At 55.4% G+C, this 20,970-nt stretch carries 24 protein-coding genes; 1 reads left to right on the forward strand and 23 read right to left on the reverse strand.

Annotation, left to right across the window (positions count from 1 at the left end; all coding sequences use genetic code 11):
- Positions 1-182 precede the first annotated feature (182 nt).
- Positions 183-548: a helix-turn-helix transcriptional regulator gene (locus tag DW233_RS03385; protein ID WP_004064252.1), complete on the forward strand. Its 366-nt coding sequence runs from the start codon at positions 183-185 to the stop codon at positions 546-548.
- A gap of 169 nt (positions 549-717) precedes the next feature.
- Here the strand turns inward: DW233_RS03385 and DW233_RS03390 are convergent, their stop codons facing one another.
- The 23 genes from DW233_RS03390 to DW233_RS03510 form a co-directional block, all read right to left on the reverse strand.
- Positions 718-2,133: a relaxase/mobilization nuclease domain-containing protein gene (locus tag DW233_RS03390; protein ID WP_008401432.1), complete on the reverse strand. Its 1,416-nt coding sequence runs from the start codon at positions 2,131-2,133 to the stop codon at positions 718-720.
- 79 nt (positions 2,134-2,212) lie between these two features.
- Positions 2,213-2,503: a CD1845 family protein gene (locus tag DW233_RS03395; RefSeq protein ID WP_005927606.1), complete on the reverse strand. Its 291-nt coding sequence runs from the start codon at positions 2,501-2,503 to the stop codon at positions 2,213-2,215.
- A gap of 175 nt (positions 2,504-2,678) precedes the next feature.
- Entirely contained in the window at positions 2,679-3,020 is a 342-nt protein-coding gene (mobC, locus tag DW233_RS03400) for a plasmid mobilization relaxosome protein MobC (RefSeq protein ID WP_012741672.1), read from the reverse strand.
- Positions 3,020-3,202, reverse strand: coding sequence for a DUF4316 domain-containing protein (locus tag DW233_RS03405; RefSeq protein ID WP_003500078.1), 183 nt, complete (start codon positions 3,200-3,202; stop codon positions 3,020-3,022). The genes mobC and DW233_RS03405 overlap by 1 nt, the downstream gene beginning before the upstream one ends.
- 12 nt (positions 3,203-3,214) lie before the next feature.
- Positions 3,215-3,838: a hypothetical protein gene (locus tag DW233_RS03410; protein ID WP_050005651.1), complete on the reverse strand. Its 624-nt coding sequence runs from the start codon at positions 3,836-3,838 to the stop codon at positions 3,215-3,217.
- A 99-nt stretch (positions 3,839-3,937) separates the two neighbouring features.
- Positions 3,938-4,339 (reverse strand): cysteine-rich VLP protein, encoded by a 402-nt coding sequence (locus tag DW233_RS03415; RefSeq protein ID WP_050005650.1) that lies wholly within the window; start codon positions 4,337-4,339, stop codon positions 3,938-3,940.
- A gap of 194 nt (positions 4,340-4,533) precedes the next feature.
- The gene (locus DW233_RS03425) at positions 4,534-5,181 is read right to left on the reverse strand and encodes a DUF4366 domain-containing protein (protein WP_025543445.1); all 648 of its coding nucleotides are present in this window, start codon (positions 5,179-5,181) and stop codon (positions 4,534-4,536) included.
- Positions 5,168-5,434 carry a DUF4315 family protein gene (locus DW233_RS03430; RefSeq protein ID WP_005927622.1) on the reverse strand — a complete coding sequence of 89 codons (267 nt, stop codon included), beginning with the start codon at positions 5,432-5,434 and terminating at the stop codon, positions 5,168-5,170. Before DW233_RS03430 ends, DW233_RS03425 begins: the two co-directional genes overlap by 14 nt.
- A gap of 22 nt (positions 5,435-5,456) precedes the next feature.
- A complete protein-coding gene (locus DW233_RS03435; protein ID WP_118266725.1) occupies positions 5,457-7,124 on the reverse strand; it encodes a CD1108 family mobile element protein in 1,668 nt (555 codons plus the stop codon).
- 279 nt (positions 7,125-7,403) lie between these two features.
- Positions 7,404-9,833 carry a VirB4-like conjugal transfer ATPase, CD1110 family gene (locus DW233_RS03445; RefSeq protein WP_370448033.1) on the reverse strand — a complete coding sequence of 810 codons (2,430 nt, stop codon included), beginning with the start codon at positions 9,831-9,833 and terminating at the stop codon, positions 7,404-7,406.
- Complete coding sequence (locus tag DW233_RS03450; RefSeq protein WP_003500106.1) at positions 9,751-10,137, reverse strand: PrgI family protein; 387 nt, start codon at positions 10,135-10,137, stop codon at positions 9,751-9,753. Before DW233_RS03450 ends, DW233_RS03445 begins: the two co-directional genes overlap by 83 nt.
- A gap of 44 nt (positions 10,138-10,181) precedes the next feature.
- On the reverse strand, positions 10,182-10,802 hold the full coding sequence (locus tag DW233_RS03455) for a hypothetical protein (RefSeq protein WP_199574570.1): 621 nt from the start codon (positions 10,800-10,802) through the stop codon (positions 10,182-10,184).
- 42 nt (positions 10,803-10,844) lie between these two features.
- The gene (locus tag DW233_RS03460) at positions 10,845-11,486 is read right to left on the reverse strand and encodes a septation protein SpoVG family protein (RefSeq protein WP_015567066.1); all 642 of its coding nucleotides are present in this window, start codon (positions 11,484-11,486) and stop codon (positions 10,845-10,847) included.
- A 42-nt stretch (positions 11,487-11,528) separates the two neighbouring features.
- Positions 11,529-12,395 (reverse strand): VirB6/TrbL-like conjugal transfer protein, CD1112 family, encoded by an 867-nt coding sequence (locus DW233_RS03465; RefSeq protein WP_005927637.1) that lies wholly within the window; start codon positions 12,393-12,395, stop codon positions 11,529-11,531.
- 40 nt (positions 12,396-12,435) lie between these two features.
- Positions 12,436-12,651: a Maff2 family mobile element protein gene (locus DW233_RS03470; protein WP_016306504.1), complete on the reverse strand. Its 216-nt coding sequence runs from the start codon at positions 12,649-12,651 to the stop codon at positions 12,436-12,438.
- Between the two features lie 89 nt (positions 12,652-12,740).
- A complete protein-coding gene (locus tag DW233_RS03475; RefSeq protein WP_021425361.1) occupies positions 12,741-14,564 on the reverse strand; it encodes a VirD4-like conjugal transfer protein, CD1115 family in 1,824 nt (607 codons plus the stop codon).
- Positions 14,561-15,031, reverse strand: coding sequence for a PcfB family protein (locus DW233_RS03480; protein ID WP_015567070.1), 471 nt, complete (start codon positions 15,029-15,031; stop codon positions 14,561-14,563). The genes DW233_RS03475 and DW233_RS03480 overlap by 4 nt, the downstream gene beginning before the upstream one ends.
- Positions 15,032-15,122: 91 nt before the next feature.
- Positions 15,123-16,139: a hypothetical protein gene (locus tag DW233_RS03485; protein WP_233547929.1), complete on the reverse strand. Its 1,017-nt coding sequence runs from the start codon at positions 16,137-16,139 to the stop codon at positions 15,123-15,125.
- Between the two features lie 26 nt (positions 16,140-16,165).
- Complete coding sequence (locus tag DW233_RS03490) at positions 16,166-16,879, reverse strand: antirestriction protein ArdA (RefSeq protein WP_117762132.1); 714 nt, start codon at positions 16,877-16,879, stop codon at positions 16,166-16,168.
- A 4-nt stretch (positions 16,880-16,883) separates the two neighbouring features.
- A complete protein-coding gene (locus tag DW233_RS03495; RefSeq protein WP_118266729.1) occupies positions 16,884-17,969 on the reverse strand; it encodes a DNA cytosine methyltransferase in 1,086 nt (361 codons plus the stop codon).
- Positions 17,956-18,312, reverse strand: coding sequence for a hypothetical protein (locus tag DW233_RS03500; protein WP_199574571.1), 357 nt, complete (start codon positions 18,310-18,312; stop codon positions 17,956-17,958). Before DW233_RS03500 ends, DW233_RS03495 begins: the two co-directional genes overlap by 14 nt.
- Positions 18,313-18,621: 309 nt before the next feature.
- On the reverse strand, positions 18,622-19,995 hold the full coding sequence (locus DW233_RS03505) for a ParB/RepB/Spo0J family partition protein (protein WP_199574572.1): 1,374 nt from the start codon (positions 19,993-19,995) through the stop codon (positions 18,622-18,624).
- Entirely contained in the window at positions 19,985-20,884 is a 900-nt protein-coding gene (locus DW233_RS03510) for a helix-hairpin-helix domain-containing protein (protein WP_158567796.1), read from the reverse strand. The genes DW233_RS03505 and DW233_RS03510 overlap by 11 nt, the downstream gene beginning before the upstream one ends.
- Positions 20,885-20,970 lie beyond the last annotated feature (86 nt).

The raw sequence follows: 20,970 nt of genomic DNA on the forward strand, positions 1-20,970 counted from the left end.
TCGCGGTGACATCGTTTTTATGTCAACCTTGGTCTAACAGAGCCAAAAATAATGTCAATGAATGAATGGATGTTTGTGTTTTCAAGGTTCAAGAAAACATAGCGGAAATGAAATACCACCTTACATCATATTTCATTACATTTTCATAATCCAACCCGAAATGTACAATGATATAGGGTGATATGAGAATGAACCAAGATGAAAGAAGGTTTGACTTTCACGGCCTCGGGGCGGCTCTCAAAAGAGCCAGAGAAGAAAAGGGCTGGACACAAGCCTATGTTGCGGAATTAGTAGACCGTGACTCCCGTACCATTATGAATATTGAGAACAAAGGTCAGTATCCCAGTTTCGACCTTTTTGTTAAACTCATTACCATGTTTGACGTTTCAGTTGACCAATTTATTCATGCGGACGGAGGGGCAAGGTCAAGCTCTTGCAGAAAGCACATTGATGTACTTCTAAACTCCATGAATGAAAAAGAGCTTGTCGTGATAGAAGCCACAGCCGAGGGCATTAAGAAAGCCAGAGAAACGGAGGTTCCAGAATAAGGGCCTCTGTTTTTTTGCGCCATTTTAGGGGCTGCCGCTAAGTGGCAAGTAATGCCTCTGTGGCCACAAGTGGCACAAAGGCGGCTTGTTGGGGCTCGCCCCAAACCCGTATCTTCGGGCCAACATGGCCCGAAGTGTCAGCGTCGCTTTGCTCCTTGTTTTCATAACCTTAACGCTCCTTTTCCTGCTTTCTTCCCGGTTCGGTGTAGCCCATCAGAGTGTCAATGTTCGCCTTGATCGTGACGATCTCCTGCATATCCCGTCGTGCCTTCTGGTATTCTCCATAGAGCTGTTTTTTCTTTGCTGTGAGCTTGCGGCCTTCCTCCTTCAGCACATCCATTTTAGGGAGCTTCGCCCCGCCCAGCAGAGAGCGCATTTCCGCTTGTGCAGCCCGGTACAGTTCAAGGTCGGCCTCATGCTCCGCAAGGAATTTCCGGCTGTACTTCGTCGCCTTATACTGCTCAAAGACTGGGCGGGTTTTGGCATACTGAACCGTTGCGGCCTTTAGCCCGGCATTGGTTTTCATGGCCTGCTCCGTCTGCTTGACCTGTTCGGAAATAACATGGAAACGGTCTGCCGCCTCGGTGGCTTTCTTCGCCAACTGCTCATAATCGGTCAGGTTATTGTCCTGTATATAGGCAAGAGCGGCGGCCATCTGCTTAATGTTAAATACCTTCGCCCAGCGTTCATATCCCGGCCCCTTACCGGCAGCCAGCTTTGCTTGAATATCCACCGCCAGACTGATTTTCCGCTCCGAGCGCCCGGGGCGTTTTTCTTTGCCCTCAATGGCGGACAGAACATCTTGCAAGTCGTAGCCGTCCCCCAGCGTGGAGGCACGCAGACGGGTGAAGCGTTCCTGTCCCTGCCCGGTCAGCCGGAAGCTGATACCGCCGCCCCGAACCGTCTTGACCTCATACCCGGCCCGCTTCATCAAATTGAGAAATTCGTCCAAATCAGCGGGGCGTTCCGCCAACGCAGTATCAATGGCAAGGCGCAGCCTGTCCTGATAGGAAAGCGGCCCTTTCCGGTCTTTCTGCCACTCTCCATAGTTCCGATACTTGCCCTTGCTCCGGGGCTTTGGGTTCTCCACGATGGATAGCCCGTTTTCAAGGCACAGCCTGTCAGAGAGCCGCCGAAGGGCGAAGCTGGAGCCCCAAAAATTTCGGAATTTCCGGGTGCAGTCAAGGGTGGTGGAGTTGTAATAAATGTGACAATGGATGTGCTGCTTATCGGTGTGCGTGGTAACGATAAAAGCGTGCCGCCCCTTTGTCCAGCGCATAGCCAGCTCATAGCCGATACGGTTCGCCTCCTTCGGGGTGATCTCGCCCGGATAGAAGGATTGTCGTATCTGATAGCACAGCACATTATTTTCTTTCTTCTGTTCCCGGCCCGTCATAGCGGCATAGCTGGCCTTTGCCAAAAGGAACTCGTCCGCCACGGTGGCCGGATCACATTCATAAGCGGAGATATACTTTCCGCTTTCTGTTTTCTCCGGGTCCTTGCCATAGTCCAGACAATCCCGGATAGCCTCAGCAATCGTTTCGCCTTCGCCCGCATGGCGCTGTAACAAAGTTGTGGTAGCCAAAAATCATTCCTCCTTTCCATGAGAAAGGGGCGGCCCATTCAGACCGCCCCGACTTCGGGCCAGTATGGCCCGAGGCTGCTTAACTTGCCAGAAACCGGTACAGAGCGGATTTGCCTCCGTCCAGCGCCCAAAGAAGGGAGCCCGCCGCCGCTTGCAGTCCATACGGCGAAAGAAGGAAGGCAAGAAACAGAAATACAATCCCGCCTATGGGCGTCGGCGTGAAAAAGAGAGCGACACCCAGCACCGTCAGGATCACAGAGGCAATCGTCAGCAGGACGGCACAAATATCAAATAGGAACACCAGCAGAGCCGCCAGAAGGGACAACGCTAAAGCAAAGGGAGCAACCAATATTTTCAGCAGTATCTTCATCTTCAAAACCTCCTTTATCTATCCTTCCTACCTCTATTTTATCATGCCTGCCCGGGGACATAAATGTTGCGAAAGATTAGTAAATCCTGTCCCAAACTTTCGGGTCATACTGGCCCGAAGTGGTAAAAAAAGAGCAGGGCGGCAAGCCCCGCAACGGAAGCCTGCCGCCCTCGTCTTACTTTGCCACCAGCTCGGAGAGCTCCCGCAGCACCTTTGACACCTCGCCCCACAGCTTTTCATAGTCCCGCTTCAATCCGTCGATTTCCTCCGGGTACACGCCATAGGTATGTGCGTGTATGGCAACCTGATTGAGATTGTTAGAACAGCGCCGTTGCAGAGAGATCAGCTCTTTTACGGGCGCAAGGTCGATGTGCAGGATATACCCATTCAGAGCCATTTTCCGTACATAAGCCCCGGCGTTGGAAATGCCCGCCTCAGCCATCCGTTCATGGATGGCTGCCAGCTCGTCCGGCGTTACCATGACGTGCAGATGGACATTCCGCTTGCGGTTCTCCATCAGCGTTCCAGCTCCCGGCCTTTCCGGCGCTCTTTGGGTTCCTTTACCTTATCAAGCGGTTTTGCGTCCAGCTCCGGGGGCGTGGGCGGGATGGGCGTGTTGTTGGGTACGCCGTCGATCATGTTGCAGTTCTGCTCTGTGGAGAGCTCGGCGGTTTTCAGATAGTTGTCTTTTTCGTGCATGGCGATCCTCCTTTATCGTTCCTCATGGTTTTTATGGCTCCGCTTCTGGCCGGGCTCCTTCGGGGGTTCCTGCCCTCTGGTTTCATCTTTGAGCCGGGCAGTAATGGATGGGCGCACCCGGTCAGGATTGCCCGGTGCTGGTTTCAGCTCATAATCCTCCATCTGCTTTTCGGTCAGCGGCTTTGCGTAGGTCAGTTCGCCCCATGCCATCAGCCTGCCGTCTGCCACAGGACGCCGCCTGTCATCATCGTAGTTGACGATGGAAAGAGGCTGGTTATCCGGCGGCTTCGGGTAAGTTCCTATGTCCACGGGCCGCTGGGTGGAATAATAGCGGTAAACGCCCTCCGGTCCCAGCTCGGTATGCTTGACCGCCGCATGGTAAAACTGCTGATAGTCGTCCACCCGGCGGTCAAAGTCCCTCTGCGCCCATGCCTGACTGGTTCCATAGCGACCCCAGTAGTAATCCCGATGGCCGTTTTCCCCCTCGGTAAACTGCCAGGTCACAAAGGGGCTCGGCGCTCCCGGATTATGCCCCAGCGCAAAGCCGTGTCCGGTTTCAAAGGTGGCAGCTTTCAAAATCACATATCCTTGTACTGTCTCCAAGAGATACCTCCTTTCTGTGCCTCGGGCTAACATGACCCGAAGTGCTGGATGTTACGAAATAAGAGGGCAGACCGGGGAGAAATGTAATAAGATATTCCCACCCCGGAAACACCCTCAAAAAAGCCCGGAATGTCAAGCCTTTGGAGGCGGCAAATCGTAACAGCCGCCCGGCCTTTTCTCCCGCATTTTCCTCATGCGTTCCCGGCTTTTTCGGCGGTTCCCTTCGGCCTTGCAGGCGTCGGAACAGTAGGCTTGACGCCCCTCGGGCAAAAACGCCTTTCCGCAGACCGCACAGGCTCGCAGCTCCGGGGAGATGCCTTCCGTTGTCAACGACGCTTGAAGCTCCGGGTTAAGAGGCAGGACAGCCTCACGGAAATAACGGCAGTACGCCCCTGTCCAGCACTTGTGCAGCATATAGCAGGCACAGTCAAGAGGAAGGCACAGGCCGCTTTCCCGGTCATAGTTGGCGCACATCCCCGTGACCAGAGTACGGATTTTCTTCTTCTCGTCACGGGTCAGCTCCCGGGCGTCCATTTAAGACTTCGGGCCACGATGGCCCGAAGGGCGGGGCTCCACGATCAGCGCCCGGAACTTCTTCCGGCACTGTTTTTTCTTTCCTTTGCACTCCTTGTAATAACGGCATCCCTTACAAGGGTCGTCATTGTCCCAGCCGGGGTGCGGTACTTCCTTCATCATTCGTTCAAAAGGGCTGCTTGTAAAATTCATTCTCATTCCTCCGTATCTTCCTCCCACGGCGGGGTATCTTCGTCCTCGGGTTCCTCTGCGATCTCCTCCAGCTCCCCGTCCTCATATTCGCAGTAATCATCTTCCAAATCCGGGGCCTCATGCTTCGGCTTGTAAATCTTGAAATAGTAACCAATCCCACCGCCGGCCAGCACCACCGCACCGATCAGGAGCAGAGAGAGAAGGGGGCTGTCCTTTTTCTCCGGCTCGGGTTCCGGTACTTCCTCCACCGGTTCGGTGGGCTTTGGCTCTGGCTCCGGGGTCACTTCTTTGGGCGGTTCCTTACCCTGTTCGGCAAGAGGAAGAAGGTCGTCTGTGGTAACGGTATTGAGGAAATAGACGTTCTCGCTGGTTTTCTGTTTGTCGATCACCAGATAAAACACGCTCTCGTCTGCGGTCGTGATGGTGTAGAACTCCTTTCCATCCGCGTCGGTGGCGTTGTCCACCACGGTTCCCGTCCCGTCCGGGGTAAAGGGGTTCTGGGTTTCCGGCTCCGCTTCGGTTTCCACCGGGGCGGGCGTTGTCTCCGGCTGCGGCTCGCTGCTCTGAGCGTAGGCCGGGACCGTAAAGCTCAGGCAACACAAAAGGCTGGCAGCCATCGCCGCCAGCCTGCGGTATTTAATTTTCTTCATGGGCTGTGTCCTCCTTTTCGGGTGCCTCCGGCTTCGGGTCAGTATGGCCCGAAGCGGTAAGGCTGTTTTTGGGGTCATTCAGAAAAGCCATAAGCTGGGCGGGGGTCAGTTTGAGCGAGCGCACCGCCTGCACGATCTGGCTGTTTTCTTCCTCCTGTTTCTGCTTTTCCAGCTCCCGGATTTTTGCCTGCCATTCGGCAGCCTTCTCCCGGGCTTTTTCCAATTCCTTATCGAGCTTGTCGATCTTGTTCATGCAAGGACTCCTTTCCTCTGGCTCACAAACGCCCGAAGGCATAGAAATGTGTCTGCCAGTAGCTTGAATTGATGTTTGCGTATTGGATGGGCGAACCACAATGGAGCATCATCCCGTCGCCCACATAAATCCCCACATGGGACACAGGGCCGGGGCTGTCATAGGTTCCCGTGAAAAAGATAATGTCGCCGGGCTTTGCCTCGGAGGGGGAAATGATAGCGCACTGGTTATAAATGCCCTGCGCCGTGGTACGGGGCAGGTTGTGGACGCCGCTGGCCGTGTACACCCAGCAGACAAAGCCCGAACAGTCAAAGGAGGTGGACGGGCTGGAGCCGCCCCACACATAGGGCCAGCCGATGTACTTTGTGGCTTCTTCCATGAGCGCCGCAAAAGCCGGGTCATCCAGCGCCTCGCCGGGTATCTCATAGCTGGGGCCGGTATCTTCGCCGCCGTTGTAAATCCCTTCCCACAGATAGGGTTTGTTGCCTTTGAGCTGCTGCATAACGGTGTAGATTTCCCGCTGCTGTTCGTTAAGCCTCGGCAGGATCACGGCGGGCAGCGTCTTGTTTGTGAGGGTCACATTTAAGATGTAATACTCATAGGGGACTTCCTCGGTGGTGGTTTCCCCGGTCTCCGGGTCGGTGCTGGTTTCGGTGCGGTAGCGTATCTCGACTTCCTCCGTCAAGGTCAGCTCATACTGTGCCTCGAAGATCTCCCGCAGTTCGTCCTGCACCTGTTCCCGGAAATACACATGGTACTTTGCCGAGAGATAGGATGCCAGCTCATAGGGGTTATGGCCGATCTCGTCCACGGAATAGCGGTACTCGTCATAGCCGGGATGGGTGCTTTCGATGTTCGCTACCGTCTGCGCCAGCTCGTTTTCCAGTGCCGTGTAGTCCTCGTCCACGCCCAGCAGGTCCGTATCCTCCGAGGCGTAGGAGGTGCCGGATAACGCATTGGCAAGGCCGCTGCCAAGCGTGGGAAAGATGGAGCTTACCGCCGACACAAGAAAACAGAGCAGCAACAGCAGGAGCAGGACCAGCACCGCCACGGGATGACGGGTCACAAACTGCGCCGCCCGACGGGTCGCAGTTCCCGAAGCGGCAGCGGTTTTCTTTGCGGCCTTTGCGCCCTGTTTTGCAGCCGCCTTTGCTTCTTTGGAATACCGGCGTTTCAGTTTCCATTTCTGCTGCACACGGGAAAGCGGATTGCTGGCAAGTTCCGGGTGCTCGGAGGCCATCTTTTGAAAATCCACATTGGCCCGGGCTTTTATGTCCTTCCGTTCCCACTTTGCCACCTTCCGGGCTGGGTGTTCCCGCCAGCGGCATTTGGCATAGCGGGTCAGTTTCCGGGCTCCGGCCTCTGCGGCCAGCTCGGATTTATGGGCTCCTTCCACACCCACATTTTCATGCTCAACCTCGTGTATCTTGTTGTGGACATAGAACCACGCTTCTGTACGGGCTCCCCGGACTGCCTTTTTTGCAAGCCCCGGCGGCTTCTTCGCTGCCCGTTTTGCCTCGATCTTGTCCAGTTTCTCCCGGGCCTTTCCCAGCTTTTCCCCGGCGTGTTCCGCTTTTGCCTGTGCTTTCTGGTACTTGTCCTTTTTGCTCCCGGCCTTCTCGGCGGAGCCCTCCGGCTCCTGTGCCTTGCCGGTATCCTGCGGCCCGCCCGCTTCATCTTCCTGCCTCATGCGGTCAGAGGGACGGCTTTTCCGGCTGTCCTCTTGAAACTTACCGCTTTTGGACTTCGGGCCATTGTGGCCCGAAGGACTGTCCTGCCCGGTATCCTCGTCCTTAAACCGCAGGCGTCGGGATGGTGCGGGGGAAGGCCCTTCCCGTTCAGCCGGTCCGGGGCGATTGCTCCCGGTATCCTCCGTCGGCCCCGGCCTTTGAAAATTCCGTTTGTCCGGTTTCTTTCCGATGATGTATCCCTCCTTTCCAAACCTCGGGCCATCATGGCCCGAAGTGTGTTATGCCCGGTTCATTTCCTGTTTTTTGTCCTCCGGGCGGGTGGTCATAATGGCGTACAGCTCGGTGTTCTGCGGGAAGCGGTCAACAAACGGGATGGTGGTGTTCCCGAAGAACAGCAGCCCTTCGCCGGAATTGGTATGGGTCACATAGGAAAGCTGGTGGGGGCTGATCCCAAGCTGTTTGGCTAAAATCTGCCGGTCCCCCTGTGCCTGCGAGAGCAGCACAAGGAAGTCCGAGTTTTCAAAGATGTTCTCAATCTCCGGGCTTGCCAGAAAATCCTTTACGTTCTGCGTTAAAGCACTGGGAACGCACCCTTTTTTTCGCAGCATTTTCCAGATCGCCACACAATAGCTTGCCGTCAGACGGTCACGGAGCAGCACATGAAATTCGTCGAAGTAGCACCATGTAGCGATACCGCGCAGGAAATTCATGGACACCTGCGAGTTTACCAAGTCCTGCATAATGAGCATGGCAATCGTCCGAAGTCCGGCCCCCAGCTTTTTTAAGTCAAGGCATACCAGACGGCGGTTCAGGTCCACATTGGTTTCATGGTTGAACACGTTAAGGGAACCCGACACATAGATTTCAAGGGCAGTTGCCAGCCGTACCGCCTCGCCCTCCGGCTGGGAACAGAGCAGGTCATACAGGGTTTGGAGGGTCGGCATTTTGCTTGTTTCCGGGTCCTGCAAGTGTTCCCGGTACATCTGGCGCACACAGCGGTCAATGACGGTCCGCTCCACCGGCTGCAAGCCATCCTTGCCGCCAACGATCAGCTCCATCAGTGACAGGATAAAGTCGGCTTTCAGCGCCATCGGGTTTTCCTCGTCAAAGCTCAGGTCAATGTCCATCGGATTGATGTGGTGGGGGCTGTCCGGGGCGATCTCGATGACCTGTCCGCCCAGCCGCTTGATAAGGGGCGAGTATTCGCCCATCGGGTCCACCACAATGATCCGGTCACGGGTGGCAAGGAACACATTCACAAGCTCCCGCTTTGCGGCAAAGGATTTGCCGGAACCCGGCACGCCGAGGAACAGGCCGTTGGGGTTTTTGAGCTTTTTCCGGTTTGCCATGATGACGTTATGGGAAAGAGCGTTGAGCCCGTAATAGACGGCCTCGCCGTCCATGCGGAGCTCCTGCGTCATAAAGGGAACGAAAATAGCCGTGGAGCTGGTGGTCATGCCGCGCTTGATCTCAATGCCGTTATGGCCCAGCGGAAGGCTGGAAAGAAAACCATCCTCCTGCTGGAAGTCCAGCCGCTTCAAGGTGCAGTTGTATTTCTGGACGATACCCGACACCGTGAACAGATCATTGTCCAGCTCCCGGCGGGTCGGGGCCATGTTTACCACAAGGAAGGTCAGAAGGAACATTCGCTCATTCCGGCTCTGTAAATCTTCCAAGAGGGTCTTTGCGTCGTTGCTGTACGTTACAAGGTCGGGTGGAAGTATGTCCATGTCGTACCCTGACCGGGCTGCCTTCTTTTGTTCCTCCACCTTCATCTTGTCAATGTCGGAGACTTTGGCCTTGATGGATTTTACGGCGGCGGCCTGATCGACGGTCTGGATATGGAGGGTGATGGTCATTTCCGCATCCATTTCCAAAAGCTCCGCCAGCAGCTTGTCCGAGAGCTCCGAGGCCAAAATCTGCAAGTAGGAGGCAGCGCCCCAGGTCGTCCCCACCCGGAACAGTCGGCTGAAACGGAAATCGAAACTGTCCGGGGCGATAAAGTCTTTGGTGGAAAGCCCGGTTTTGGGGATCATATCCCATGAAAACCGGAAGGGGGAGCCGCTGCCGGGGTGGAGCTGCCCGTGAAGAAGCTCCAGCCGTTCCAGCCCCGAAAGGGATCGGCACTTGACGCCCAGCTTTTTGAAGTTCCCGCAAATGTCCGCCTCTACACGTTCCAGCCTTGCCCTGGCGGTGGAAAGGTCGTCCACATTCACGCCGAAGGTCAGGAGCTTTGTGCGGACAATGCCGTTGTTGCTTTTGGCGATCTGGTTTTCCAGCATTTCCACATACTCACACCGGACGCTGTTGTAATCATCGTCCTGCATGGGGATGTTCACGCTGTACCGGCTGCCCGGGCGGCTCCGGTGGTTGAGGAAGGAAAGCTGGAACGGAAGGCTGCTATCAAAGTAGTTGAGGCAGGCGCTCCACCCGTCAAAGATGGCCGCCTGATCTTCGGACTGTGCGAGCTGGTAGTTGATGTCCTCGTATTCAATGGTCTTGGTGTAATAGCGGTCCGCTACCCGGCACACCCCGTCCCGGTACATTTCCCGGTAAGGGAGGGTCTGCTGGGCGGTGGTGGGAATGTTCTTTCCCTTTGTGAACAGGCCGAGAAGGCTCTGCTTTTCAGGCTTTTTGCCTGCGGGCTTTCCGGCCCTTCTGCTGTTTTGCAATCGGCTGCGCCTCCTTTCTGGCGCTAAGCAGCGCATAGAAGTTTTCGGTTTTGTAAGGCCGCACACGGGGATAGAGGAACCGGGTGCGGATGATGTTTTTCAGCACTTTTTCCAGCGGCAGACCGTCTCGTTCATACATAGCCAGAAAGAAGAACGGGAGCATGAGGCCGATCATCAGGAACATGGCGGCACTGTTCCCGATACTGCCACGGGAAAACAGGTAAGCCGGGAGGCCCACCGCCGCCGCGCTGGAAAAACAAACAAGCTGGCGCTTCGTTAGGTTGAAGGCCAGCTTTGTCTTGATTTTGGAAAGGTCTTTTGGTACTGGCACATAGGCCATTTTGGTACACCTCCTTTATTGCTTCGGGCCAGCATGGCCCGAGGTTATCTTGCGGCTTCTTTGGCCGGGGCTGTGCTGCGGGCAGCTTCGACGGCTTCTCGTCCGCTCTGCCTTGCCCGCCAGTATTCGGGATTATACTGCCGGATGGACTGATTGAGCTTTTCTTCAAACTGTCCTTTGTCCTTAATGCGGTCAGGGATGTTCCACAGTTTTTTGTCCAGCAGCTCCCGGAGCACCACACTTTCCTGTGCGTCCTCCTCATAGCAGATATAGCCCTTATCCTTGAAGCCGCACTTTTTCGCCGCTGGGGAGAGGACGGCGGCTACCTCATTTGCCACCATCGTTCCGCCGTGGCTGGCGGTAGATACCAGAAACACCCCCGGACAGAGGGTTTCACAGCTCTGCACCTCGCCCCACGGGGAACTTTTCGGCGCATGGAACATTCCGCCCGTCCGGCTCCGGTCCGCTTGCATGAGCGCCGCCTTTTCTAAGATGGCTTTCAGTTCCGGGGAAAAATAGGCATATTCCCGCAGGACCCGGGCGGCCTCCCCGCCGCAGGCGTTCATCAACAGGGTATAGGCGTCGCTGTCCGCTTTGGTACAGCGGCCCAGCAGTTTTCCGTCGTAATAGCAGGCCGCGTCATAGCCCGTCCGTTTGCGTGGCATGGTTCCCGCCTCCTTTCTGCTTCGGGCCAGCATGGCCCGAGGTCAACGCTCTGCGCTGCGGCTGGGCTTTTCCTTCGGAGGCCGTTCTGCCTTTGCCTGTTCGGCAGCCGCTTTTCCGGCTTTGAGTTGGTCGCTAATGGACGCACGCCCCACAGAGCCGCGCTCCGCCATCTGTTCCAGCTTTGCCTCATAGGCTTGCAGAACAGCGGTGTTGAGCTGTTCCCGGAACTCCTTTGTGACAGGGTAGGCCATATCCCGGTAGCCGCCTTTGCCGTCTGGCTGGCTGGGCATCCCAAGAAAGAGCCCCTTGCTGCCCTGTACGATTTTCAGATTTTCCACCACAAAACAGTCATTGAATTTCACGCTGGCAAAGCCCATCAGATTTTTCACAGGTTCGATGACCCGCACGCTTACATCCAGCTTCAACGGTGCGGCCGGGGTGGTGTTTGCAACCTTTTCCTGCATGGTTTCCTCCTTTCCGGCGGGAACAAGGTTCCCGTCCTTGTAGTCATAGCCTTCCGCCCGGAGTGCCGCCAGCGTGTCCGCCGATACGCACCCGGACAGTTTCAGATCGGTTTCCACCATAAAGCGCATGGTGTCTGCTTTAGAAAATTCTTCGGGGAGCTTTCCGTAGAAAGCCGGGTGCGGCTGTCCGTCCGCACCCTGTTTGTAACGCCGAGGCATACCGCCTCCTTTCCTCTTCGGGTCAGCATGGCCCGAAGTCTTTTAATGGCAGCCGAAGATGGATTTTGCAAGACTGCCTGTTTTGAATAAGGTAAAACACAGCAGCACCGTATATCCCACACAGCCCCAGATTGCCCCGATGGGGTCGCCGTCGGTGGCGATACTCTGGATCAGCACCGCATAGATGGCGACACAGACTAAAATCAATAGGCCTTGAAAGCCTACTGCAAAGAGGGAGCGGAAATAGTTCTGCCCCATGTGTCCGGTTTCCCTGTTGGGGACTGTGGCAAACGGGATAGGCGCTAAACTTGTGAGTAAATAAATTTCAATCATACGGCCATATACGATGACGAAGATCACGATGTTTAAGGCAATCATGGTAAGCTGGATCAGGAAGGATTGTAGCCAGAGTCCGAACAGAGGACCTAACTCCATCGCCTCAAGCTCTGTCCGCAAACTGTCCAGCACATCCGGCGTGATCTCTGTCCCGTTCTGGATAATGCCCGCTGACTGCTGTATCACATGCTGGCTCACATCAAAGACCGCCAGCACGATATTGAAGGTGTTCGTCAGGATCATCACAGCCACAAAGGTTTTGAACACCCACTTAAAAAACATCCATGTGTCAACTTCATGGAGGTTGTTGCGTTCTATGAGCATCTGTATCAGCTCATAAGTCATTACAAAAGTGAGGATGACCCCGGCGATTGGCAGGATGGCAGTTTCAGAGATCTGTCGTATCATGGAAAAGACCCCGGCGTTCCAGTCCGCCGGGGTCGTGCCTACCTGTGTGGCGATCTCGCCAACGCTCTGATTGACGTTATCGAAAAGGCCATCCAGATTTCCCATGATACCATCGACGAGCAGACCTTTCAGCCATTCAACGATTGCGTCGATGATAAAGTCCATACATCAGCTCCTTTTCTGGAAAAGGGACAACGGGTGACACTTAGCTGAACAGGCCGGACAGCAGAGGGATAAGCTGAAGACCGATCAGAACGACACCGCCGCCAGCCATGAGCTGCTTAATGCCCTGTGATTTTGCCGCAGGGTTGTCCGACCCGTAACCTTCCAGAAGGTTGATGACGCCCCATACCGCCAGACCGGCACCAAGAGCCATAACCAGAATTTTGAGAATGTCGATTGCCTGATTGAAAAATTCCATATACGTTCCTCCATTTTGTTTGTTTGATGGTTTTGGGTACAAAAAAAGCCGCCCACATCGGCGGCGCTTCGGGTCATCATGGCCCGAAGTTACACAAACTCGTCGCTGTCCAGATCATCGAAGTTCAACAGGTCAGCTTCTTCGTCCGTGTCGGAGCCGTCCACTTCGTACACCGTGTATTCGTCCTCCGGCTTTAGTCTCAATGGCCGGTGGCGGAACAGGCTTTCCAAGCGGAAGGCGTTTTTCTTTTTATCAAATTCGGCTGTGTACTTGTAATTCGGGTGCTTTTTCAAGTCATACTTCGGGGACAGGAAGGGCGGGAGCCCCCGAAGCTGCAAGATACATTTATCCCCGGGCATGGTGGTGATCTCGCTGGTGGTCATCAGCTCCCGGCCAAGCCGCTGCATATTCTGGCTGTAACTTTCAGACTGTCCACGGCTTCGGCCCTCGGTCTGCATAGAGATGGTGGCCTTGCCCAGCCAGTTTTCCGAAATATCCTTTAGGGTGGAAGCCTCCCGGCCTCCGAGGAATACGATACTGTCCATGTTGCCCATGATGGTTTCGGAATGGTCTTTGTACAATGCCTTGCACTGGCTCATAGCCTGATAAAAGAGCGTCAGGCTAATCTCCCGGGAGCGGATGACGGCCACAATTTTTTCCAGCCCCGGCACCTGCCCGGTGTTGGCAGCCTCGTCCCACAGCACCCGCACATGGTAGGGCAGACGCCCGCCATAGGTGTTGTCAGCACGTTCACACAGAAGGTTGAACATCTGCGAGAAAGCAAGGGCAACCAAAAAGTTGTAGGTGGTGTCCGTGTCGCTGATAAGGAAGAACAGCGCCGATTTTTCGTCCCCCAGCTTATCAAGCTCCAGCTCGTCATAAGACATGATCTCCCGAAGCTGGGGAATATCAAAGGGAGCCAGTCTTGCACCGCAGGAAATCAAGATGCTTTTGGCTGTCTTGCCGCTGGCGAGCTTGTATTTCTTATACTGCCTCACGGCGAAGTGCTGGGGGCTGCGGCGTTCCAGCCCGTCAAACATATAGTCCACCGCGTTTTTGAAGGTTTCGTCATCCTCCCGGACTTCCATGCTGTTTATCATTTCCACCAGCGTATTCATGTTGCGTTCTTCCTCCGGCCCCTCAAAGACGATGTAGGCCACAAGGGCACAGTACAAGAGGGTTTCTGCTTTTGTCCAGAACTCGTCGCCCTCCTTGCCGTCGCCTTTGGTGTTGGCAATCAGGGCGGTAACAAATTTCAAAACATCGCTTTCCGTCTTGATATAGGCCAGCGGATTGTAGTGCATGGATTTTGAAAAGTCGATACTGTTGAACACCCGCACCCTGTATTTCTCCCGTTGCAGAAACCGCCCGCACTGGTCGAGAGTGCCGCCCTTCGGGTCTACCACCACATACGAGGAATGGGCTTGAAGGAGCTGCGGGGTCAACCAGAACCTTGTCTTTCCCGAGCCGGACGATCCGATGACACAGGCGTTTAGGTTCCGGGCATTGGCGGGTATCTTCGGACGGGTGTTCATGGTAAGGAACTCCGTCCCGGTCAGAATGACATTGTTCTGAAATTTAGGGTCTACAAACGGCTTTATATCCTCCTTTGTTCCAAAGCGGGCAGTGCCGTACTCTGCATCCCGCCGGAATTTTTTCGCCTGCCTGATCTTTGACTGTATCAGCAGATACACCCCAGCCGCACCGGCAAGGCCCACCAGCAGGTCAATACCTCCCAGCCCCGGCCAGTAGGTTTCAAAGGCTTTGGGGAAGGTATCGAGCATCCCCATGAGCTTTGTCCCGAAGTCTGTGCCGGGGGCGATCCGGTATGCCGTCCCGATTTTGGAGAAGAACCAGAACACAAAGAGGTACGGCAGGTTTGGGAGCACATATTTTCTAATCTTGTCACTCAACGTCCGTCCTTCACCGCCTCTCTGGTTCGCTGCTTTTCCTTTGCCTGCGTCCTGATCTGCTCCGTGAATTTCCGAAGCTGGCCGAGGATGGAAGCCTTGTCCTGCTCTTTGTTCAGCACCTTTGCGCTGTACTTCTGGAAGGCCGCCGTGATAGCGTCCGCCTGATTGGCTTTGAAGAACAGCAGGTAATGACCGGGGCTCACTTTATGGAAAGCGTAGTCCACATGGAACTCCTTTGCGATCCGGTCAAAATCCTTTGGGGCTCCCACATAGGGCATGGCGCTTTTGCCGCCATAGTGGTTCATCAGCTTTTTTACACTCTGGCGTCCCTGCGGGGTCAGCGCCTTCCGGTGGTGCTTTTGCAGCGCCCGCGCTACCTTCCCAAGAGCGGCAGCCAGCACTTTTCCCGTGAGCTTCGTTGTCCTGATTGAAAGGGCAACCGTTTTTTGGTTTACTTCTTCCTGCATAAAACCTCCTTTCCGTCGGGGTTCCCGCTATCCGGGAGGCCCCCGTACAATCTCGGGGAACAGAAAACCTCGGGCCAATGTGGCCCGAGGCTTACCGCTCGGCATCTCTGCCGGACGGAGCTTTCTTTTCCGGCTCCGTCTGGACTTTTTCGCCCTGTTCCCGCATGGTCTGCAAGATAGAGGGCTTTTCGCCGGACAGCGGCTTGATACATTCCAGACGGTCAGCCGCCCGGATGGCGTTGTCTGTGAGCTGCCTCTGCCATGCGCCCACGCTGGGAGCCCAACGAAAGCCGCTGCTTTTCAGCTCGGCCCGGGTGTCCGCGTCAGGCTTTCCGTCAAAGAACACCTGCAAGCGGTTGTCCTCCCGGTTCATTTCCACACGACCCCCATCGAACTCCCAGCCGGAAAATTCCTGCTGTGCCTGTTTGGAAAGCTGTTCGATACGGGCCTTTACCCGGCGGATCTCCGCATTGTTGTTGGTTAGCTGGTAGCTTTCAAAGGGCCTCGGGTCGCTTCGCCAACTTGACGCCATGCTTGCTTTCAGCTTTTCAATCTGGTCCAGCGACAGCAGCGCACAGCCGTCCAGCTTGCCATGCTTGCGGTAATAGGCGTTGACCTCCTTCATAATGAGCTGGGAGCGTTCCAGCCCGTCCAGCTTCTTCTGGAGCTTTTCAATCGCTGCCGGGTCATCGGCGCTGATCCCGCCCATGCCGGTGCTGCGTATCTTATCCAGCAGCCCTTGAATATGCCGCCATTCCTCCATGTTGCTGTCCCGCGCCCGGTTCTGTTTTTCCTTCTTTCCCACCGGGAAATTGGCAGGTCCGGCGATCATCACAGAGGGAACCCTTGCGTCAATGGCAAAGCCCTGGTTCATGTTTTCGGCCAGCTTGCGGGCGTAGGTGTCTAACAGATGGTCGATCTTCTCATGGTACATGGGGTCCACCCGGGATTTCTGCTGTTCCGCTATGGCGGCGGCCTTGTCCACCATTGCCCGGTATTCCGCCGTTGCGCTCCCTTCCTTGTAGTCGGAAAAGCTGTTCATTTCTTTTGCCCGGCGGGCGGCCCCTTCATTGATAGGGTAATAGTTGATGGTATGCACCTCCTTCATGCTTCGGGCCATGCTGGCCCGAAGTCTTACCGTTCTTCATGGGAAGTCTCCGTCTTGTCCTTTTTCGGAGCGGGTGGGGCTTCTTGAAACCGTTTGAGTGTAGCGAGAATGGAGTGGACAGGCTCGGCCTTTTCAGGATAGGCAAATATCCGGTGTTCCGGCGGAATGTCCTGCGGCCCGTGGTAATACTCCTTGAAGCCCTCCGGGACTGCCGACACATACCCACCGGGAGCGAATACGCCGCCCTCGTTGATACGCACATCCCGCCCGTATGCCTCATAATCGAAGTAGTTCTGAATGTGCTCCGGTATGTCGATAGTCCCAAGCTCGTCGGCGTAAAGACGGCCCAGCCCTTCATCATCGGAAATATCCGGGTAAAAGCGGTAAAGGTCAAGGTTCTGCGTCAGGTTTATCAAATCCTTCACGCTCCTTGTGTGGTTTCCCAAGACAAGAGCGGCTTCAAAGGTTTCCAGTCCGCCCTTATCCCGTACTTCCAGCAGGGCGTGGCCCAGCTCGTTCAGCTCGTCGATGTTCTCACATTCGTAGAGATAATCGTAGAGCCCCAGCACATCACTGTCAAAGCTGGTAAAGAACACTTCGCTGTACCGTTTCCCGTCTATCCCGATTTTGGCAAGGGCGGCCTGCAACTCCTGTGTCGTCATGGGGAAATGTACCGTTGTCCCTACCTCAATCCCCATTAAGGGGTATAGGGCTGTATTGGTTATATAGGCTTCAAACATGGGCTCATTCCTCCTTTCCGGCCCGGTCAGCCAGCACCTCATAAATCCCGGCCATAATGTAATCGGCGCAAGGGAGGGCAATCGCGTTTCCCAGTGCCTTGTAGCGTTGCAGAGGCCGGATCTCCACGCCGTCCGCCCCGTACTTTGTCCAGCCCTCTGGCAGCCCCATCAGCCGTTCGCTTTCCGTTTCCGTCAGAAAACGGATACAGCCGCCCTTCGGGTCGCCCTCATACCAGAAGGCAAAGGGCGTTACATCACTGGCTAAAAGAGTGGGAAAAGGGTCAGTTGGTAATCCGAAGCTGTTTCGGAAGGCCGTTTCTTCCTGCCTTTTTGCCGCTCCCCGCATACGGAAGCACTGAAAGGGGTGGATGACTGGTATCTGCCGCCCTGTTTCAAAAGAAGCTGTTCGATCTCCTTCGGCGGCGGCCCACCCGCCCTCTCCGCAAGGCGGAGAAAGTGGGAGCATTGGACGGGGCTTAAATAGTATGTCTGCGGCACGTCTGCCTCCAAAATCCGCCACGACGAAAATCCGCTGCCTTCGTGCCAGCCTTCGGGAGCCTGCCCAATACTGGGCGTCCATGAGTCGCCAGCACACATCAGGCGTTCCCCCTCGCACCATTCCGGCGTTTCCCCATCTTCCCGAAGGAGGCATTGGAACTTCGGTGTCCGAGAAGGCGGATAAGACGGCTCTAAAGTCCATCCGGTCATTTGTAGAAAACGCTCCCATGACGTTTTCCCAAACAGCGATAGCTGGATATAGGTTATCAGTAGCATCCCTCATTTCCTGTATGATACGAAACGCCTGATAGAACAGGCTTGATTTTGCCCCGGCAAGGCCGGAGCGGTTGCCGATCAGAGAAAGGTTCTGACAGGGGGAACCGAAGGTAATTACATGAACCGGCGGGATTTTCCCGCCGTCCACCTTCGTAATATCCCCCAAATGCACCATGTCGGGAAAGTGCCTTTTGGTTATAGAGATGGGCGCTTTTTCAATCTCACTGGCCCATACCGGACGGATACCGCACCGGGAAGCAGCCAGAGGGAACACGCCAATCCCGTCGAAAAGGCTTCCCAGCTTAATGTCCGGCATGGCCCGGGGTGCCGTGTCCCTTCACGGCAAGCACCCCTTCCAGTGTGGTCGCCGCAATGCCCAGCCGCCCGGCAACCGCAATATCATTTTTTACATCCTCGTCCACAGCGCTGCCGCAGACAATCAGGGTGTGGGAGCGCCGCAGCATATCCCGGCGCATATCAATCCCGGCCTTGTGTTCCTCGGGAATGCTGTCATTCAAAAACAGCGGCAGATACAAGAGCGGGCAGATCGGGGAAAAGCCCGCCTCATAAGCAAGACGGCAGTAGTGGGCCGCCAGCTCCATATCAACATCCGGCTCGCCGCTCCATGCGGCGGTCAGGTATGCTAAAGGTCGTTTCATTGGTTGAGCCTCCATTTCTGTTTTGGTTTAGGGAAAAGCAAGAGTTCGCCCAACCCCTCCGCCCCTTCCCCCGGGAAGGGGAACGGCTCTGGAGAATTTATATCCCCGTCGCTTGACCGGGAAAAAGCATAACCGGGAGAAATCCGTCAAGGGTGCCTCTGGCACCGCCTGCGGCGGCGCTGCCCTTGACTGATTTTCCCGGCTATGCTACGGAATAACTGGCGACGGGGAATAATTTATATCTCCAGAGCTTCGGGGCGCGGGGCAGAGCCCCGCAATCCTCGTGCCATGCTGACCCGAAGTTTGGGCTTACTTTTCCTGTTCGGTTTTCTTCTCCGGCTTTTCATGTTCCTTCTGCTGACCCTTCCAGTCGTCCAGCAGCTTGATGATCTGGTCCTTCATTTCCCTCGGCGTAGTTTCCTTGCCGAAATACTTGCTCAGTTCCGCACCTGTCAAAATCACTTTGTCTACCTCCTTTTTGTCCTCCATCATAATGCCGTCGATCACATCCCCGTTGAGCAGCTTCTTTTCGTCCAGCTCACGCATACGCTTTGCCTGCGCCTGTGAAGGCGAGGACTGCTGGCTGTCAATGGCGACGGCGATATAGTTCTGGTTCTTCTTGCCGATATAGGAAAGCTCCACCGCCGTAGTAAAGCCCAGCTTTTTTTCATCCATCAGCTTCATCAGGTCGGGAACCAGCTCATTGAGCCGGATATACCGCTGCACCTGCTTGACCGCCATCTTATTGCGCTCGGCTACAATTTCGTTGGAGCGTTTTCCTGCGTCCTTCGGGTCAATCTGGCCCGAAGTGCGGGAGCCCTGGTGCTTGATGGCCTCAAGCTGCATTTTCAAGGCTTTGGCCCGCTCACTGGGGAGGATTTCTTCACGCTGGTTGAGATTGTCCTCGACCATCTGCGTGATGGCTTCATCGTCCGTCAGATTGCGAACAATACAGGGCATATCCGCATATCCGGCAAGCTCGCTGGCCTTCTGGCGGCGGTGGCCGGACACAATCTCATAGCCGCCATCCTCACGGGGACGGACGATAGCAGGCTGGGTAACGCCCTTGTCCTTGACGCTGGACACCATAGCTCGCATTTCTTCATCATCCCGGACCTCAAAGGGATGGTTCTTAAAGGCGTGGAGTTCGTTCAGCTTGATATAGACGATCTGCTCCTTGCCCCGGCGTGGTGCATCCTTCGGCTTTTCGGATTCCTTCGGAGCGGGAGCGGCCTGTACCGTTGGAGCCGTTTTTTTCTCCGGTTCCTTTTTGACCGCCTTTTCCGGTTTCTGTGCAGGAGCTTTGGGCTTCGGGGCTGCGGCCTTGTCCTTATCTTCTTTCGGGGGACGGCCCCGGCGCTTCGGCTGTTCCGGCTCTTTGGGTTTTTCCTCCGCTTTCTTCGGAGCCTCCGGCTGCTTTTCCGATTTTTCCGTTTTTGCCGGGTCAGGCTTTTCCACGCCGGGAGCTGCCGCCCGTTCCTCGGCTTTCTTTTCCTTCATAATTTCAGTGAAGTTATAGACAGAAACCTGTGGGGTCTTTACCTCTGGTTCCGTCTTTTTTTCCGGCTCCGGGGAAACGGAAACCTTCTCCGGCTCTTTTTGGGGAGCGGGAGGCGTTTCCTTGCCCGGCCCGCTATCCGTTACCGGCTGTTCCGGCGTTTTTGTGGTTTTATCATCTGCCATAAGCATTTACCTCCTGTTTTTTGGCATGAAAAAAGAGGCTCAACTTTTCAGTCAAGCCCCCGTGGGAAGTTCCTCCTTTCTCCGCCATGATACAAAAATACCGCCCGTAGTCTCGTTTGGGCGGTACTTTGTGTAAGATTGGCAGTCCATTATTAAGTTTTTTATTATGTTCCCTTTGTACACCGTTGCAATCTTTGATTTTGGCAAGTTTCTTCTCGCCGATTCCCGACACGCGCATCAAATCGTCAACCGAAGCAAAAGCACCGTTCTTTGTCCGCTCATCGATAATCGACTGTGCCATTGAGGGACCGATTCCCGAGAGCGTCTGCAGCTCTGCCGAGCTTGCCGTATTAATGTTTACTAGGCCTGTTGCGCCACCGACGCCTGATGATGCGGAAGCCCCACCATCAACACCGGCTTCCGCAATGGACACCTGCTGCTCCCCTACCGTTGGAACGTGAATTTTTTGTCCATCAGTGACCTTGGATGCACGATTAAGCCCCGTAACGTCTGCTTCGGGCGCCAGCCCGCCGGCGGCATCAATCGCCTGAGCCACCCGCGCCCCGTCTTTGAGGCGATATACACCGGGTGACACCACGGCGCCATCAACATCGACATAGACCTCTGCCGCGGCAGACGCCTTAGGCGAAGAGCCTTCGGATGTCTTTCCGCTCGAAGCATCGCCGGATCCCGGCTCCACTAACGTGCCCGAACCATCAGTGCGCTCAAACGACACACCGCCGGCACCGCCGCCAAAGTTCGCCATTGCCAGTCCACTCGCCATCGCAATGACGACCAGTATCGCCATCACCACTGCCTTATGACCGAGCAGTTTGCCCGCCCAGCGGTCCATCTTTTTGACTCGTTCGTGTTGTTCGCGCTGCGCCATAGCAAAACCTCCCAACATCATCGTGTCAGGAAAGGAGCTCCGCAACAGCCACGCCCCAAAACCGGTTTTCGAGGTCAAAACAAAAG

It is taken from the genome of Collinsella sp. AM20-15AC, assembly GCF_003471405.1.
Classification (GTDB): Bacteria; Actinomycetota; Coriobacteriia; order Coriobacteriales; family Coriobacteriaceae; genus Collinsella.